Here is a 16,072-nt window from a genome sequence, read left to right as displayed (position 1 = left end):
ATGAATTCTTTAAGAAAAGAAAGAATTCCTACATTTAGCTAAACAACGCAAAAATTATGATGGATACAAATAGTATGGTCATATGATTCAAAGAATAGATAAACATTTTATTTGCCCATTTCATATCATCTTTTGTCGTAAAGCCTTTAAAAGCTAGAATCAACCAGCCCAAGTTCAATGCAGTCGCAAGAATTAAGAAGCCAATCCCAAGCTCCGGTAAAAGGAAAGGTAACGGTAATAATAAAAGAATCCAGAATAACATTGAGTACTTAGTTCGTTTAAATCCCTTTACTACTGGTAGCATTGGTATATTAGCTGCACGATATTCCTCAGTACGTTTCATAGCAAGTGCATAAAAATGCGGTGGTTGCCATGCAAACATGATCAGGAATAAGGCAAGTGCTCCAGCACCTAATGTAGGCTCAACAGCTGCAAACCCAATAACTGGTGGGATTGCCCCCGAAATACTTCCTACAACCGTGTTACTAACATGCTTCCTCTTTGACCACATTGAGTACAGAACAACATAAGCAAATATTCCTACAAGTCCCCACATGCCGGCCGCAAACGATGCCGCAAATAACAAAATTTCACCTACAATTAAAAATGAGAGGGCAATGGTCAGTACAAAATTCGGCTTAAATCTACCCGTTACTGTCGGTCTTGCCTTCGTTCTTTTCATGATTGGGTCAATATCCTGATCAATAAAGTTATTCATTGCGCCCGAGCCACCTATAATCAATGCTGCACCCAGCATGGTGAACAATATGACATCAAGCTCTTGCAAGAAGTGTCTACTAGTAAATTGAAATGCCAGCCACATCCCTGTAAACGTTGTGACAAGATTCGAGTTAACAATTCCAATTTTTATCAGTGCTAAGAAATCTTTCACAACAGATGTTGATGCTGGTCCACCATTTCTAGTAGCCGTCAGTGCACGACCGTTTGACATGATACCTCTCCTTTCATTTTTGTAAGCATATTCCGCTACCAATTACTATAGCGAAATTTGCGATTGATTTCTAGACATTAAGTGAAATTTAGATGAAGTTGTAAAAATTAGCTTTGTCTAGAAATATAATAAAAACAACATATCTATAGTAAATCATTTTCCAAAATGAATTGTGAAGGTTAGAGTACGAAATTATGAACAATTTGTGAAATGGAATCGACATCTAATACTCCCTACTCTTTACAAGTTGTTTTTTACCTGTATTTTCGATATCATCTATTAGCAGAAACATTACTTTCATGTAATGTTCATAGATAAAGTAGGTGACTCATTTTATGCAACACAACAAGTATATGAAATGGTTTGCTGTTGCCGCTACAGTTGGAATGCTTCTTATTTTATTAGGTGGAGCACTCGTTACCAAAACAGATAGTGGCTTAGGCTGTGGTCGAAATTGGCCTGATTGTAATGGTTCTCTTATTCCAAAAGAAATAACACCAGAAGTCTTAATTGAATTTTCTCATCGTCTTGTAACTGGAGTTGTATCTATTTCAATTCTTGCGTTAACAGTTTGGACATGGCGTAAACTCGGTCATATTCGAGAAGTAAAATTATTAGGTTTCTTAGCGATGTTTTTCTTAATCGCACAAGCTCTTATTGGAGCAGCTCAAGTGTTGTGGGGACAAGGCGATTTCATATTAGCCCTCCACTTTGGGATTTCTCTTATTTCCTTTGCTGCTGTGCTCCTTCTTTCTATGATTGTATTTGAAGTCGATCGGAAATTTGATGCCGATAACGTATTTATTGGTAAAAAGTTACGTTGGCATACAATTGCTGTCACAATTTATTCTTATTTAGTCGTTTATACAGGGGCGCTTGTTCGCCATACAGATTCTAGCTTAATATGCCCTGACTGGCCATTTTGCTATAATGAAACACCATTCGCACCTTTTAATAATATGTACGAATGGGTGCAAATGGGACATCGCCTAGCAGTTCTTATCTTTTTCATTTGGATTGCATACATAACTTGGCACGTTGTAAAAGAATATAAAAATCAACGCGTTATTTACTATGGCTGGATTATTGCTTTTACTATAGTAATTTTACAAATGATCGCAGGTATGTTAGTAGTCCTAACTAAATTGAATTTAACAGTCGCATTACTTCATTCATTATTCATTTCAATTCTATTTGGTCTACTTTGTTACATGATAATGCTAGTTGCACGTAGCAATTATAATGAAAAAAGCAAATAATAGTAGAAAAAGATTCGCTACATTTTTAAGTAGTGAATCTTTTTTATTTCGGCAAACACTTCTACCATTTATGTCTATAAAAATCAACAAGTTTATTATTACAATATAGCAAAATTAGTTGTTGCCTCGGTGTGCTTTCGCTACAAAAATATTTTCTGAATGAAGATAAAAAAGGCTCATAAGCAAAAAGCTTAAAAATATATGCTCTATATATTAGTTGATTGGAGTGAAGGATGGCGACTCCTTGAGGATTAGCGCGATATAGAGGAACGAAGGCTAAAGGCATCACGTCCTGTGATAACGCCTTCGTGACCAACATCCTGCCGCTACGCTAGCACTACGCTTTCACGCAAAAAACATCTGTTGGCCCAAGCGGCTCATCGGACGCCCCCAGGAAGCTCTGCTCTGTGCGAAAGCGAAGCGGCAGCAACAAATGTTTTAACTGTGCGAAAGCGAAGCGACAGCAACAACAAATGTTTTAACTGTGCGAAAGCGAAGCGACAGCAACAACAAATGTTTTAACTGTGCGAAAGCGAAGCGACAGCAACAACAAATGTTTTAACTGTGCGAAAGCGAAGCGACAGCAACAAAGCGCCCAGCCGTAACGGAAATCAACCACACATTATGGTGATGAGCCATAAAAAAAGGTTATTAGTATGCTGTAAAAGCCCTCTAATAACCTTCTTTATTATCAATTATTCAATTTCAATTAACAAATCACCTGTTGAAATAGCATCGCCCGCATGAGCGTATACTTCTTTCACGATACCGTCTTTCGCCGCTTGGACGGTTGTTTCCATTTTCATCGCTTCGGTAATTAATAAGTGATCCCCACGTTTTACATGGCTTCCTTTCGATACGACTACTTTTAAGACCGTTCCAGGCATCGTTGCGCCAATTTGATTTGGATTGTTTGGGTCTGCTTTTAATGCCAGACTGCCATCTACTTCGACAGTCATATCTTGAATCACTAATTCACGAGATTGACCGTTTAGCTCAAAATATATAACACGCGTACCATCGTGCTGCGGTTCACCAATAGAAACAAGTTTAATGATTAGTGTTTTTCCTTTTTCGATCTCGACTTCGATTTCTTCGCCTAGTTTTAACCCGTAAAGGAATGTTGGCGTATCTAATACCGAAATATTGCCGAAGGAATTCACTGTTTTTGCATACTCTTCAAACACTTTAGGATACAAAGCAAACGCTAGCACATCCTGCTTTGTCACAGGACGATTTAATTTTCCCTCTAGTATCGCCTCTAATTGCTCAAAATTCACAGGCTCTAGTAGTTCGCCAGGGCGTACCGTAATTGCTTCACGATCCTTTAACACAACCTTTTGAAGTGCCTCTGGGAAGCCACCATGTGGTTGTCCTAAATAGCCTTGGAAGAATTCAATCACAGAATCTGGGAAATCGATTGTTTGCCCTCTTGTCAGGACAGAGTTTTCATCTAAATCATTTTGCACCATAAATAACGCCATATCACCGACTACTTTCGAAGATGGGGTTACTTTGACAATATCGCCAAATAGAAGGTTTACGCGGGAATACATACGCTTCACTTCTTCCCATCGATCTCCAAGGCCAACTGCTTTGGCTTGCTGTTGCAAGTTACTGTACTGACCACCTGGCATTTCATGGACATAAATTTCTGAATGCGGGCTAATCATGCCGCTTTCAAAATCCTTATAGTATTTACGCACATCTTCCCAGTAGTACGATAACTTTTCAAGCGCATCGATATCGGCACGAACCTCGCGCTTACCGCCTTTCATTGCATAATACAAGGAGTTTGCACTTGGCTGTGATGTTAAACCTGCCATTGAACCGAGCGCCGTATCAATGATATCTACCCCTGCTTCGATCGCCTTGGCATATAAATAAATACCATTGCCACTTGTATCATGCGTATGCAGATGGATTGGCAGACTTGTCGTCTCTTTCAACTCTGAAATTAAACGATAAGCTGCTTCTGGCTTCAATAATCCAGCCATATCTTTTATCGCTAAAATATGGGCACCTGCTGCCTCTAGCTCTTTTGCCATTTCCTTGTAGTATTGAACTGAATATTTCGCTCTTGATTCATCAAAAATATCTCCTGTGTAACAAATCGCAGCTTCAGCAATTTTACCTGATTGACGTGCTGCATCAATGGCTACTTCCATTCCTTTAATCCAGTTCAAGCTATCGAAAATACGGAATACGTCAATGCCTGATGCCGCTGATTCAGCGATAAACTCACGAATTAAATTGTCTGGGTAATTTGTGTAGCCAACTGCATTCGCACCACGCAATAACATTTGGAATAGTACATTCGGTACTTGTTCTCGTAGCTTAGCAAGACGCTCCCATGGGTCTTCTTTTAAGAAACGGTACGCCACATCAAACGTCGCGCCCCCCCACATTTCTAGTGAGAAGAAATTATGCATCATGCGCGCTGTTGCATCTGCAACTTCGAACATATCCTGTGAACGCACACGTGTTGCAAGAAGTGATTGGTGTGCATCTCGGAAAGTTGTATCCGTTAATAGCACATCCTCTTGCTCCAAAATCCATTTCACAAGCCCATCTGCTCCTTGGGCATCTAAAATTTGCTTTGTCCCTGCCGGAGGAACGATTAATTTATCGACTTTTGGGATGCTCGGCTGCACAAAAATTGGTTTCGACTTCTTCTCTACACCAGGGAAGCCATTTAGTGTCACATTGCCAATATAGCTTAAGAGCTTTGTCCCACGGTCTTTGCGCTCAGGGAAATTAAATAATTCAGGTGTTGAATCGATAAAGCTTGTATCAAATGCACCCGTTAAAAATTTATCGTGCGTTACAACATTATTTAAAAATGGAATATTCGTTTTCACCCCACGAATACGGAACTCTTTTAAGTTTCGGTCCATTTTTGCTGCCGCTTCTTTAAACGTCATCCCTGTCGTTGAAATTTTAACTAGTAGCGAATCATAGTACGGCGTTACAACAGCTCCTTGGAAGCCATTGCCGGCATCCAATCGAACGCCAAAACCACCGCTTGAACGGTACACCATAAGCTTCCCTGTATCAGGCATAAAATCATTAGCTGGGTCTTCCGTTGTGACACGCGCTTGAATCGCATAGCCGATCATTGGAATATCTGCCTGTTGTGGAATATGAATTTCCTCACTATGGAGACCGTACCCTGCTGCCACTTTAATTTGGGCGTGCACAATATCAACACCCGTAATCATTTCAGTAATCGTATGCTCTACTTGAATACGAGGGTTGACCTCGATGAAATAAAACTCATCGCCTGCAACTAAAAATTCTACTGTCCCTGCATTTATGTATGAGACATTTTTCATTAATTGAACCGCAGCATCGCAAATTCGGCTTCTTAAATCCTCCGAAATTGAATTAGATGGTGCGATTTCTACAACCTTTTGATGTCGACGTTGAATCGAGCAATCACGTTCATATAAATGAATGATATTGCCCTGTTGATCGCCAATAATTTGGACTTCAATATGCTTTGGCTTAATAATCGCCTTTTCTACATACACCTCATCAGAGCCAAATGCTGCTTTCGCCTCTGATTTTGCACGTTCATAGGAGGACGCTAGCTCCTCTTTTGTATGAACAAGGCGCATCCCTCGACCACCGCCGCCTAGTGCTGCCTTAATCATAATTGGATAATCATATGCGCTAGCAAAAGCTTCTACCTCCGCTAAATTAGCTACTGGACCATCTGTACCTGGAATAACAGGAATACCTGCAGCAATTGCTTGTTCACGCGCCTTCACCTTATCCCCAAACATATCTAAATGCTGAGAAGTAGGTCCAATGAAAACAATCCCCTCTTCTTCACATCGACGTGCAAATTCTACGTTTTCTGATAAAAAGCCATAACCTGGATGAATCGCATCAACATTAGCATCTTTCGCGATCGTAATAATGCCCTCAATATCTAAATAAGCATCAATTGGTTTCTTGCCAGCTCCTACTAAATAGGCTTCATCTGCTTTAAAACGATGGAATGCCCCACTGTCCTCCCGCGAATAAATGGCTACAGTTTGGATATTCAACTCCGTACATGCACGGAAAATACGAATTGCAATTTCTCCTCGATTGGCTACGAGAATTTTGTTGATTGATTCCATTGATATCCCCCTTTATGATTGTGTCTTTCTCCTTTCTACCTTTTCAAACATAGAAATATTGATTAATATTCCCATCGCTAAAGATAGAATAATTATAGATGTCCCGCCATAGCTAATAAAAGGTAGCGTGACACCGGTTAACGGGATTAACCCAGTTACACCCCCAAGATTGATAAACGTTTGCCAGCCAATCCAGCTCGCAATACCAGCCGTAATCATACGTGCTAGTGGATCTTTCGTGCGCAACGCAATCGAAAACCCTTTATATACAATAAACCCTAAACCACCTAAAACGATAAGAACTCCCCAAATTCCTAGTTCCTCCATAATAATTGCCATAATAAAATCGGTTTGTGGTTCAGGTAAATACCCCAATTTTTGAATTGATTGACCGAGACCTCTTCCTTCTAAACCGCCTCCGCCAATGGCATAATAACTATTGACAACTTGGTGACCACTACCAGTCTCATACTCAAACGGGTTAATGAATGATTTAAGACGTCCTAAACGGTTTGTCGTTAACATATTTCCTTTAAACAGCATTAGTATACCAAAAATGACTCCTCCAAACGCGCCCAACACTCCAAAAAACTTCCAAAATGTTTTAAATGGGATACCACTCGCTGCTACAACACTAACCGCAATTCCACATAGAATAATACTTGCTCCCAAGTCGGTTTCAAATGCTACACCCGCAACAACAAGAATCCAGAGGAATATAGGATAAAATATTTCATTTGGTTGTAGCTTTTCAAGCGTATACTTCTGTCCTTTCCGATAAAAAGCTGCAGCAAAATATAAAATTATAAATAGCTTCGCATATTCAGAAGGTTGAAAATTACCAAAACCCGGAACATGTATCCAACTTTTAGAACCTATCCCTGCCGTATCACCGTTACCAGCAACTTTTACCCAAGTAAATAGAACAACTAACACAGCCGTCAGTAACAACATTACATTTTTATTCGCATAATGTTTATACGGGAAAAATGCTGCTACTAATAAACCAAAAAAAGCTACAATTAAATTGATTACTTGCTTGTGATAATAGAAATCTGGAGCTTCTCCTTTTTGTGCAATCGCCACCATCATACTGGAGCTATAAATCATTACTAAACCAAATAAGCTTAATAATAGAACAGTAAAAAACAACGGGTAATCAAAATTTTGTGCATAACGTTTTAAATATTGTTTCATCGGAAAACCTCATTCTAGAAAAAAAACTCAAATCGCAAATGCGTTTGAGTTTTTTCTTTTTATTTGTCTGTATACGCGTCATGTAGTACAGAAAGTTCTTTCTCGAGTGAATCGAGAATTTCTTTGCCTTTTTCGCGTTCAATGAGTCCAAGCTTAACAGCAAATTCAATTTCACGTGAAAGGCCGAACATTTGTGTATCTAATACTTCTTCATATAGAGGGCATTGTGGCATTGTTAAATGATCCATTTGTACTCGAATGAGGCGAGCAATTTTATCTGCATCAGCAACTAAAAGCTCCAAAGCCTTCTCTTGAAAAGAAGTTTGTGATTTAGTATCCATGAGGACGCCCCCATTATCTGATATTTCTTCGATTCTATCTTAATAAAGTTTATCTTTTAGTCGTTAAAAATGCAAGTGTATACATTGGAAAATAGAGAAATCGAATTATATTTCTTTATTATCTCTAGTCATTAGCGTTATACTATTTCATGGATATACAAGATTTAAGGAGGATTTCTATAATGGAAACAATAATTCCTATTAAGGGCGCAGTTACATTCCAATTAACATTAGATCCCACTGTTTGGATTTTCGATGATCGTAAATTAGATTTAAAAACGTATTTCGACACAAAAGAAGTTGAAGAAGATTCGGATATTAAATATATGCGTGAGGTAGGTGCTCACTGGTCACGTGAGATTATGGAAGGAGCTACTTTCCCACCAACATTGAAATCAGAACGAAAATTCGACCGCAAAGGGATGGAAACAGGCACTTTCGGAATCGAATTAAGTCACTTCTTAAAAAATGCTGATATTAAACCTGAAGCAACAACAATCGTCATTGAATGTGAAGATAACAAAGAATATCCATTTACAATCGAAGAAGCTTATACATTAATTTTAAAATATAGCCAAGATGGTAAGCCATTAATGGAAGATGGTCCTGTTCATGTGCTATTTAGAGACGGTTCAAATGTAGACAACCCTATCAAAAATGTATTAGCTATTCGTGCTGAGTAGGAGGGAATGCAATGCGCGTAAAGTGCGTTATTTGCGATACTATTAACAATTTAGATGATAATTTACCGTTAGCAAAAAAATTACGCAATCGACCAATTCATACGTATATGTGTGAAACATGTCATGACCGTATTGAAGATAATACCGTCGCACGCATTGAAACAGGAAATTTCCGTTTTTATCGTACTTCACCACAGATGGATAAAGAATTTTAACTGATCAGCCGAAGGAGGTGACCCATTATTTGCGTCACCTCCTTTATCATATTGAAAAAAAGGTGATTTCCGTTTCAGGCTACTCACCAAGATTTATCGGAACAAAATCTCATTTTATCGGAACAATTTTAACTTTTATCGGAATATTATCTCGTTTTATCGGAACAATTTCTGTTTTTATCGGAATATTATCAACACGAAGGAGGCGACTCATTATTTGAGACACCTCCTTTAACATTTAACCATTATTTTTTATAATCGCCTTCTCAATCAATTCGACAACCTGATACATAATCGTCGCAAAAAAGGCGATGATGAGAAGTGACATAAGCACAAGATTAAAATTAAACACCTGAAAACCATAAATAATTAAATAACCAAGCCCTTTTGAGGCAACTAAAAATTCACCAACTATGACACCTACCCAAGAAAGTCCTACATTTACTTTCAAAGTAGAAATAATCGTTGGGAAGGAAGCAGGTAAAATAACTTCTTTAAATATTTGCCATCTGGTTGCCCCAAAAGTTTGTAATACTTTGCTGTAGTTAGGATCAACCCCTTTAAAAGCCGTATAAACCACGATGGTTGTAATAATGATTGAAATCAAAGCGCCCATCGCTATAATAGAAAAATAACCAGGACCAAGGGCGACTATTAAAATGGGTCCTAAAGCAACTTTCGGCATAGCGTTTAAAATAACTAAATATGGATCTAGTACCTTTGACAGCATCGATGACCACCACAATACTGTTGCTATTAATGTACCCAGTAGTGTTCCAGCAATAAAGCCAATAATCGTTTCCATTAAAGTAACGCCAACGTGAAGTGTTAACGTACCATCGCCCACTTTTTCTACCAATGTTTGCCACACGCGCGTTGGAGAACTAAAAATTAAACGGTCAACCCACCCAACTCTTGATAGAAGCTCCCACCCACCGAAAAATACGAGTAAGATAATAAGCTGATATAATCGAACATAGCGCTTTTCTTTTTTTAACATTTGCTGATACTGTTTAAACATTGTATTATCCAAGACTCTCCAGCTCCTTCCAAATAATTTGGAATATGTCTGAATACGCTGGATGCTGTCGAACATCAAAAGGTGACAGCTCTTGTAACTCTGAAGGTATTTCAAATACTTTATGCACTGTACCCGGATTGGCAGAAAACAGAAATACCCGTTCACTCATCGCAATTGCTTCACCAATATCATGTGTCACAAGAATTGCAGTTTTTTGATAGGCCTTTAACGTTTCAACAACCAAATCCTCCAGTTTTAATTTAGACTGATAATCAAGTGCCGAAAATGGTTCATCTAGCAATAAAATTTTAGGGTCCACTGCTAAAGTTCTTGCAAGTGCTACACGTTGACGCATGCCACCAGATAACTCTCTCGGATAGTTGTTCCCTACATGCGGCAAACCAATTTCTTGCAAAAGTGCATTTGCAGTTACTTTATGAGTTTTATTACTTCGTTCCATGATTTTCAACCCAATAGTGACATTTTCTTCAATGGTCTTCCAAGGAAATAAATAATCTTGCTGGAGCATGTAGCCAATGAGAGACTGATTGTGTGTTGAAATTTCCTCACCATCAATGTATACCTTGCCCTCTGTAGACGAAAATAAGCCCGCAATAATTGATAATAACGTTGTTTTCCCACATCCGCTCGGTCCTATAAAAGAAACAAACTCACCCTCACGAATATCTAAATTGATATCACGTAAAACTTCTTTTGCCTGCGTTTTCGAAAAATAGCTATGGTGAATATTTTTTACTTTTAAAAATTCCATATTACTCAGCTGCCTTTTTAGCAAAGGTTGTATTTACAAGCTTTTCATAATCCACTTTTTGAGGAAGTTCACCCGCTTCTCCCATGATCGTTTGCAAGTTATCCCATTCCCCTTTATCCAAAATAGGATCTGTAGCATAGGAACCCTGTGATTTATAACGCTCTACCACTGTTTCGATTAATTCAATATCTACATTTTCAAAGTATGGCTGAATAATTTTCGCTATTTCTGCTGCACTCGATTTTTGCACAAAATCCTGTGCTCGCTTCAAGGCATTTGTGAAACCTTGAACTGTCTTCGCTTTGTCCTTTAAATAGCTGCTTTTCGCCATAAACGATGTATACGGCAATTGCCCAGATTCAGTACCAAACGAAGCGACAATATAGCCTTTACCTTCTTTCTCAAACATACTTGCTGTCGGCTCAAATAGTTGTACATAGTCCCCTGTTCCAGAAGCAAAGGCTAATGTTAACAAAAAACACTACTAAAAACGATAACTAACCGAAGTAATTTGCATTATTTGAGGAAAATACGTAATCACTTATAAACTTAACAAAAATGATTTGCTAATCAGTATGTTATAAATGTATTGAATTCGATTAGACTTTCTTCCTATTTAATAAAATGACTATTGATTTGTATTTTAATCAACAGCCCTAAATTTCGTTTTTACAGAAAAGTTTGAATGATTTCTCCCTATGTTGCTCCATAATCGCGCCCGTTTGTGGTATATACTTTTTGAGAAAAATTTCACCCATTTAATCTCACCATTTTTAATATCATAATTTAACTTTACAGTAAATTCGTGTTTCTTATAGAAATGTTCTAGTCTATTAATGTGATCCCAATCTCTGAAGACAATTTTAGATATGTGTAAAATTTTGTATCACAATCTCTTTCTGCAGATATTTCATTAAGAATGAACCATATCCATTATTCTTCTCACTGCCTTGAATATCTCCAATATGAACATATTTAAATTTTTTTCCAGACTTATAATGAAAATCTGAATAAACACTTGATAATATCCCAAAATTCCAATCTGGTCTAAACTTTTCTAGTTTGTTAAACATAATATACAATGATGATCCAGTATCCAGCTTATATAGTAAAATCCATTCATCTTTAATCTTTTCTAAACCAATTACCTTGCAACTCTTACCTCTAAAATAATCAATAAATTCTTTTAATACCAAAAAGTGTCCTTTAAGTTATCAACTTTCTCTTTAAGATTATCAATACTGTTAATATAATACTCATCTATTTTCTTTCTTCTAGTAAACATTCTCCACTAGCTTTCGTATTTTTCACAATATACTCACTAGTGGTATTAGATTATGAGTACTATCCTTATTAAAAGGTTTCTCCACAATCTGGCCCGATTGTGGCATAAGAAAAAATCCTGCATATCAACACAGGATTTTAATCAAAATCACAGAAGTACATTTGTTCCATAAAACCAAAATAATTATAAATCTAGATACTCTAATTAAACTTCCCTTCAAAATAATCGGACAACCATATATTCAGTTCAATTTCTATTTCATTTTTCCCTAAATAAACCTTATTAATTATTCTTGAGAGCATTGCTTTTTTTAGATCATCGTCTGCTTCATTAAATTTTCGCTCCCAATCTTCTAATTCATTTGCCAAGTAATTCACATCAGAATAGTTCTCTCTTTCTTTTTCTAATTCTGCTTTCAAAGAATTTAATTGTGATGACTTTTCTTCTATTTGCTTTTCAACTGCGTTAATCGCTCCTGATAACTGCTCAGCAGTAAAAGAACTTTCTCCGATTAAAGTTTTCCCAATTTCAAGGTTTAATTTTTCATGTTGCTTTGTTAAAGCTAAATACTCTTTTTCTAAGTTATGAACATTCCGTTCCTTTAGCTTTAGCAAATCCACTTTCATACTTTTGCTTGTATCAAGGAAAGAACTCATTTCAAATTGTGATAAGATAACTTTTATCTTATCAATAATTAGAGTATCGAATTTCTTTCCGCCCCAGATATTTTGTTGATGGTCACAATGTAATTTCCCTTTATTTAAAGGACATTTATATCGGTAAATTGTATTTTTATAATATCCCTCTTTATTGTTATATTTTGTTTTTCTATATAGATAATTAGGGGTTAATTTTGAACTACAATATTTGCAATATGCTAAACCAGAGAATAGTAATTTTCCTGTTCTCGGTATATTTGATTTGTCTTGTTCGGTAATTTTGCTATTCCTATTATTTCTTATTTGCTCAGCCTGACTAAATAACTCATCTGAAATAATTCTTAATTTTTCGTTATATGGTTGCGTACCACCAACAGCATTTTTATATCGCTTTAATCCAATGTAAATTGAATTTGATAATATTTTCTGTATAGTACTCACCGTAAAAACTTTACCTTCTCTATTTCGATATCCATTTTCATTTAAATAATCAACAATTTTTCGATAACCCATATGTTTGTTTACATATAACGTATATATCAACTTAATCATTTCAGATTCAGATTCATCTGGCACTAGTTCTTTAACTCGACGTTCTCTATTTTTCCAATGCTGCTCATCTGTTTCAACTATTTTGTAGCCAATCGGAGCAGAACCACCTTGAAAATAGCCTTGTTCACTTAGCTGCTTCTTTGCTTCCTTTACCCTAATTGAAGTCTTTTGACTTTCTCCATCCGATTGCCAAAAGCTTATATAGTTTAGAAGCTTATCAATATGAGACTCAATTTTTCTTTGGCCCTCTTTTACAGACCAAACCTCAATACCGTTCTGAATTAAAAAATTTACCATTACTGGTGTTTCATCTTCTCTACGACCTAAACGATCGAACATGAAAACCAATAAAACGTCAAATTCTTTATTTAATGCGCCTTCTTTTAGTATTGCCATTTCATCTCGTTCATTTACCGTTTTTCTCCAACCAGATACTCCTTTTTCATATAACTCATTTGTTATTATCCAATTTGGTTTATTTTTTACGAATTGATGACAAGAATTTTTTTGCATCGGTATATCATCATCTGTACTGACTTGTTGTTTCTTCGATACTCGAAAAAGACACCAAACTCGTTTCATTTTTACACACCCGTTTCTTTCGCCTTAATAAGAGATATTTATAATATCTCTAAAAAAAACGTTTTTAATGCATTTTTTGCTTCTTTTCTTTTTTCTTTATCTTTAGTAAATTTTAGATGTATTTTTACTTCGTTACCTGAAATATCCTTTAGGAAATCAAATTTATCGTCTGGTTTGTGTAAATACTTTACGCCACCTATGTTAATTTCACCCAACGTTTGGTGCTGACTTACTTCCTTCATAATAAATCACTCCGATGTTATGGGTTGTTAAAGTGTATTCGCTTTGAATTGATAATATTAGTTACTTATTATCAAAATCTTCTTATAACAACACCTAATTCCACACCTTTTTAGTTCTCTTTAAAAAGAAAAACCCCACAGAGAGATCTACACATTTGTGTAAACCTTCCATGGGGTTATCCCTTTGCGTTTATTCATTTTTTATACCTTTATATTTTAAGTCATTTAAGGAAATGTATTTTCTCAGGTTTAAATTTTCGGTTTTTTGACCATAAATAAATTTAAGGGTTCGGTTTTTTAACCATCGAGGAATTCCAAGATGGTTGAGAAACCGAATGATTATGCTCTAAACCGCTTGATATTAAGCGATTTAAGGAAAGCAGTTTTTGTAAGAATGTAATTACTACATTTCCTTTCGGTTTCCTAAGTAGCACCTGATAATGACTTTTTGATTCGTAATGCCCTGAATAAAAAGGATTTGTTAAGATTTTAATTATCTTGTCTGGATCTTTTAATCCTTTTCTTTTAATCATTAAATAATCAAGGAACTGTTCTTCATTTGTAACCTTACTGAAATCCGTGACTAATGATTCAATCAAACATTTCTGATCCTCATTAACAATGTAACGTGGTTTACTTGTCTCATAAGTAATTCGTTTATATCCAAAAATATTTGATGGATATTGCTTTCTCGCATCCGCAGTACGTATACTGATATTCTGGCCTTCCATCTGTGCAAACATCCCGTAAAAAGCTTCCAAAGCTAACTTTTTCTTAAATGGTGGCTCATTACTAGCTGTATAAATGACTTCGACATCATATTCAATAAAAATTTTTGTTATATCGACGAATTCGTAAAAATTTCTTGCCAACCTATCCCGTTTATAAGCAACTATTGTTTTAACTTTACCTTCTTTAATTAAACGAATTAGTTGCATTAAACTTGGTCTTTGAGCCATTTTTAATTTCGTAGCTGAAACATCGTGATCATCTAGTCTAATAATAAAATTTTCTTCTCCACTATATCCCATTGACTCAAGATACCGATTTGCAGCCGCTTCTTGTAATTCAAGATTTTGAGCAGCGGAACTCACTCGGCTATAAACAATAATCAAATTTTTTTCCTTCATGTAATAATCCTTTCGTAAATTTATTTTCTACTAATCAGTAAAGCTCGGAGTCTATAATCATTTTTGGCAACATGATCAAGAAGTCTTTTTTCAATAAATCTTCTAAACCATAATTCAGATTCGGATGATAATTCTTCAGAGTAACTTACTTTTACAACACGATATTGGTCGTTTATATAGTTCCCTCCAGTCTTATTTTTATAATCAATCTTGACTGGAAAGGAATTTTTTATACTTTATTTCTCATTCTTAATATTAATAGAATTTATTTCTTCAAAATGAAGTGATAATTGAACATCTTTTATTTCTTTCAATTTGTAGTTCAATCTTGGTTTAATAATGGTGCTTTTTTCATAACCTTTGATTTTTAACTTCTTCATTATTTTGTTCATGTTTTTGTTCCTGAAGGTGGATGAACAATTTGATAGTTGTTTTTGATATACCTAAGACTTCACAATGTACAAGACATTGCTGATACCAATTGGGGATATTGTGATAATGTTTGTCCTCCACTAAGAGGTACCTCCTTTCTAGTAAAGATAGGTGTTTATATAAATTAGTTGCTATTGACCTCAAGCGTTAATCATAATACTCAAAATCCTTAAAATAGCAATAGTTCAAAAGTACCTTTTTTACACGAACCTAGTTAAACATTTATTGTATAATTTAATGGGATATATTTACTTTTCGGATTTTAATTAACCAGGAGTGTTTAAAAATCTAAAATATAAGGAGCATGCATAAATTGAAGAGAAATCTACTACATAGTGAAGAAAAAAATGAATTTGAATATGAGTAATCTAAAAAAGGTTTCAATCCTCAATGGGGGAAGTATTCACAGAAATTAGGTACACAGCCGATATCTTATGACATTGAAATTGGAGGAAGCGTGTATATCAAGAAAAAAATCTACTGAACAAAAAAAGATGATAAAGATTGTTTATTTTGATGAAATACAAAATGACTAATGGTAAAGAAATGAAGTTGTATTTTATCGGCTTTGTATTGGACCATTCTAGGCAAAAATATATGATTTGGCAACATCGCCCTTT

General features: G+C 35.8%; 14 protein-coding genes and 1 pseudogene. 3 read left to right on the top strand and 12 right to left on the bottom strand.

Going from position 1 to position 16,072, the window contains the following annotated elements; translation table 11 throughout:
• Positions 1-34 precede the first annotated feature (34 nt).
• Entirely contained in the window at positions 35-952 is a 918-nt protein-coding gene (cyoE, locus tag ACQKN4_RS02435) for a heme o synthase (RefSeq protein ID WP_079559734.1), read from the bottom strand.
• 335 nt (positions 953-1,287) lie between these two features.
• On the opposite strand from cyoE, the gene ACQKN4_RS02430 reads away from it, so the two are divergent.
• Entirely contained in the window at positions 1,288-2,211 is a 924-nt protein-coding gene (locus ACQKN4_RS02430; RefSeq protein ID WP_079559733.1) for a COX15/CtaA family protein, read from the top strand.
• Positions 2,212-2,906: 695 nt separating this feature from the next.
• On the opposite strand, the gene pyc is transcribed toward ACQKN4_RS02430, so the two are convergent.
• From pyc to ACQKN4_RS02415, 3 genes are read right to left on the bottom strand one after another with little or no spacing between them, the layout of a single operon-like run.
• Positions 2,907-6,341, bottom strand: coding sequence for a pyruvate carboxylase (gene pyc, locus ACQKN4_RS02425; protein ID WP_427482076.1), 3,435 nt, complete (start codon positions 6,339-6,341; stop codon positions 2,907-2,909).
• Positions 6,342-6,353: 12 nt separating this feature from the next.
• Positions 6,354-7,538: an FtsW/RodA/SpoVE family cell cycle protein gene (locus ACQKN4_RS02420; RefSeq protein WP_079559731.1), complete on the bottom strand. Its 1,185-nt coding sequence runs from the start codon at positions 7,536-7,538 to the stop codon at positions 6,354-6,356.
• 59 nt (positions 7,539-7,597) lie between these two features.
• Entirely contained in the window at positions 7,598-7,879 is a 282-nt protein-coding gene (locus tag ACQKN4_RS02415; protein ID WP_079559730.1) for a YlaN family protein, read from the bottom strand.
• A 182-nt stretch (positions 7,880-8,061) separates the two neighbouring features.
• Here ACQKN4_RS02415 and ACQKN4_RS02410 point away from each other — a divergent pair, with 182 nt between their 5' ends.
• Together ACQKN4_RS02410 and ACQKN4_RS02405 are read left to right on the top strand one after the other, a co-directional pair.
• Positions 8,062-8,562: a hypothetical protein gene (locus tag ACQKN4_RS02410; protein ID WP_079559729.1), complete on the top strand. Its 501-nt coding sequence runs from the start codon at positions 8,062-8,064 to the stop codon at positions 8,560-8,562.
• 11 nt (positions 8,563-8,573) lie between these two features.
• On the top strand, positions 8,574-8,777 hold the full coding sequence (locus ACQKN4_RS02405; protein ID WP_079559728.1) for a YlaI family protein: 204 nt from the start codon (positions 8,574-8,576) through the stop codon (positions 8,775-8,777).
• A gap of 238 nt (positions 8,778-9,015) precedes the next feature.
• On the opposite strand, the gene ACQKN4_RS02400 is transcribed toward ACQKN4_RS02405, so the two are convergent.
• The 8 genes and pseudogenes from ACQKN4_RS02400 to ACQKN4_RS02365 form a co-directional block, all read right to left on the bottom strand.
• Positions 9,016-9,810, bottom strand: coding sequence for an ABC transporter permease (locus ACQKN4_RS02400; protein WP_427482073.1), 795 nt, complete (start codon positions 9,808-9,810; stop codon positions 9,016-9,018).
• On the bottom strand, positions 9,803-10,570 hold the full coding sequence (locus ACQKN4_RS02395; protein ID WP_079559726.1) for an ABC transporter ATP-binding protein: 768 nt from the start codon (positions 10,568-10,570) through the stop codon (positions 9,803-9,805). The genes ACQKN4_RS02400 and ACQKN4_RS02395 overlap by 8 nt, the downstream gene beginning before the upstream one ends.
• 1 nt (position 10,571) lies before the next feature.
• A pseudogene (locus ACQKN4_RS02390) lies at positions 10,572-11,033 on the bottom strand (ABC transporter substrate-binding protein); the annotation flags it as partial.
• Positions 11,034-11,433: 400 nt separating this feature from the next.
• Positions 11,434-11,766 carry a hypothetical protein gene (locus ACQKN4_RS02385; protein WP_427482071.1) on the bottom strand — a complete coding sequence of 111 codons (333 nt, stop codon included), beginning with the start codon at positions 11,764-11,766 and terminating at the stop codon, positions 11,434-11,436.
• A 289-nt stretch (positions 11,767-12,055) separates the two neighbouring features.
• The gene (locus tag ACQKN4_RS02380; RefSeq protein ID WP_427482069.1) at positions 12,056-13,648 is read right to left on the bottom strand and encodes a recombinase family protein; all 1,593 of its coding nucleotides are present in this window, start codon (positions 13,646-13,648) and stop codon (positions 12,056-12,058) included.
• Positions 13,649-13,686: 38 nt separating this feature from the next.
• Positions 13,687-13,890 carry a hypothetical protein gene (locus tag ACQKN4_RS02375; RefSeq protein ID WP_427482067.1) on the bottom strand — a complete coding sequence of 68 codons (204 nt, stop codon included), beginning with the start codon at positions 13,888-13,890 and terminating at the stop codon, positions 13,687-13,689.
• Between the two features lie 281 nt (positions 13,891-14,171).
• Entirely contained in the window at positions 14,172-15,020 is an 849-nt protein-coding gene (locus tag ACQKN4_RS02370) for a recombinase family protein (RefSeq protein ID WP_427482064.1), read from the bottom strand.
• Between the two features lie 236 nt (positions 15,021-15,256).
• Positions 15,257-15,412: a hypothetical protein gene (locus ACQKN4_RS02365; protein ID WP_427482062.1), complete on the bottom strand. Its 156-nt coding sequence runs from the start codon at positions 15,410-15,412 to the stop codon at positions 15,257-15,259.
• Positions 15,413-16,072: the final 660 nt, after the last annotated feature.

The organism is Lysinibacillus sp. NPDC093692 (assembly GCF_050280125.1).
Lineage (GTDB): Bacteria > Bacillota > Bacilli > Bacillales_A > Planococcaceae > Lysinibacillus.
Note: the sequence above shows the minus strand (reverse complement) of the source record. Positions and strands in the feature narration are given on the sequence as shown.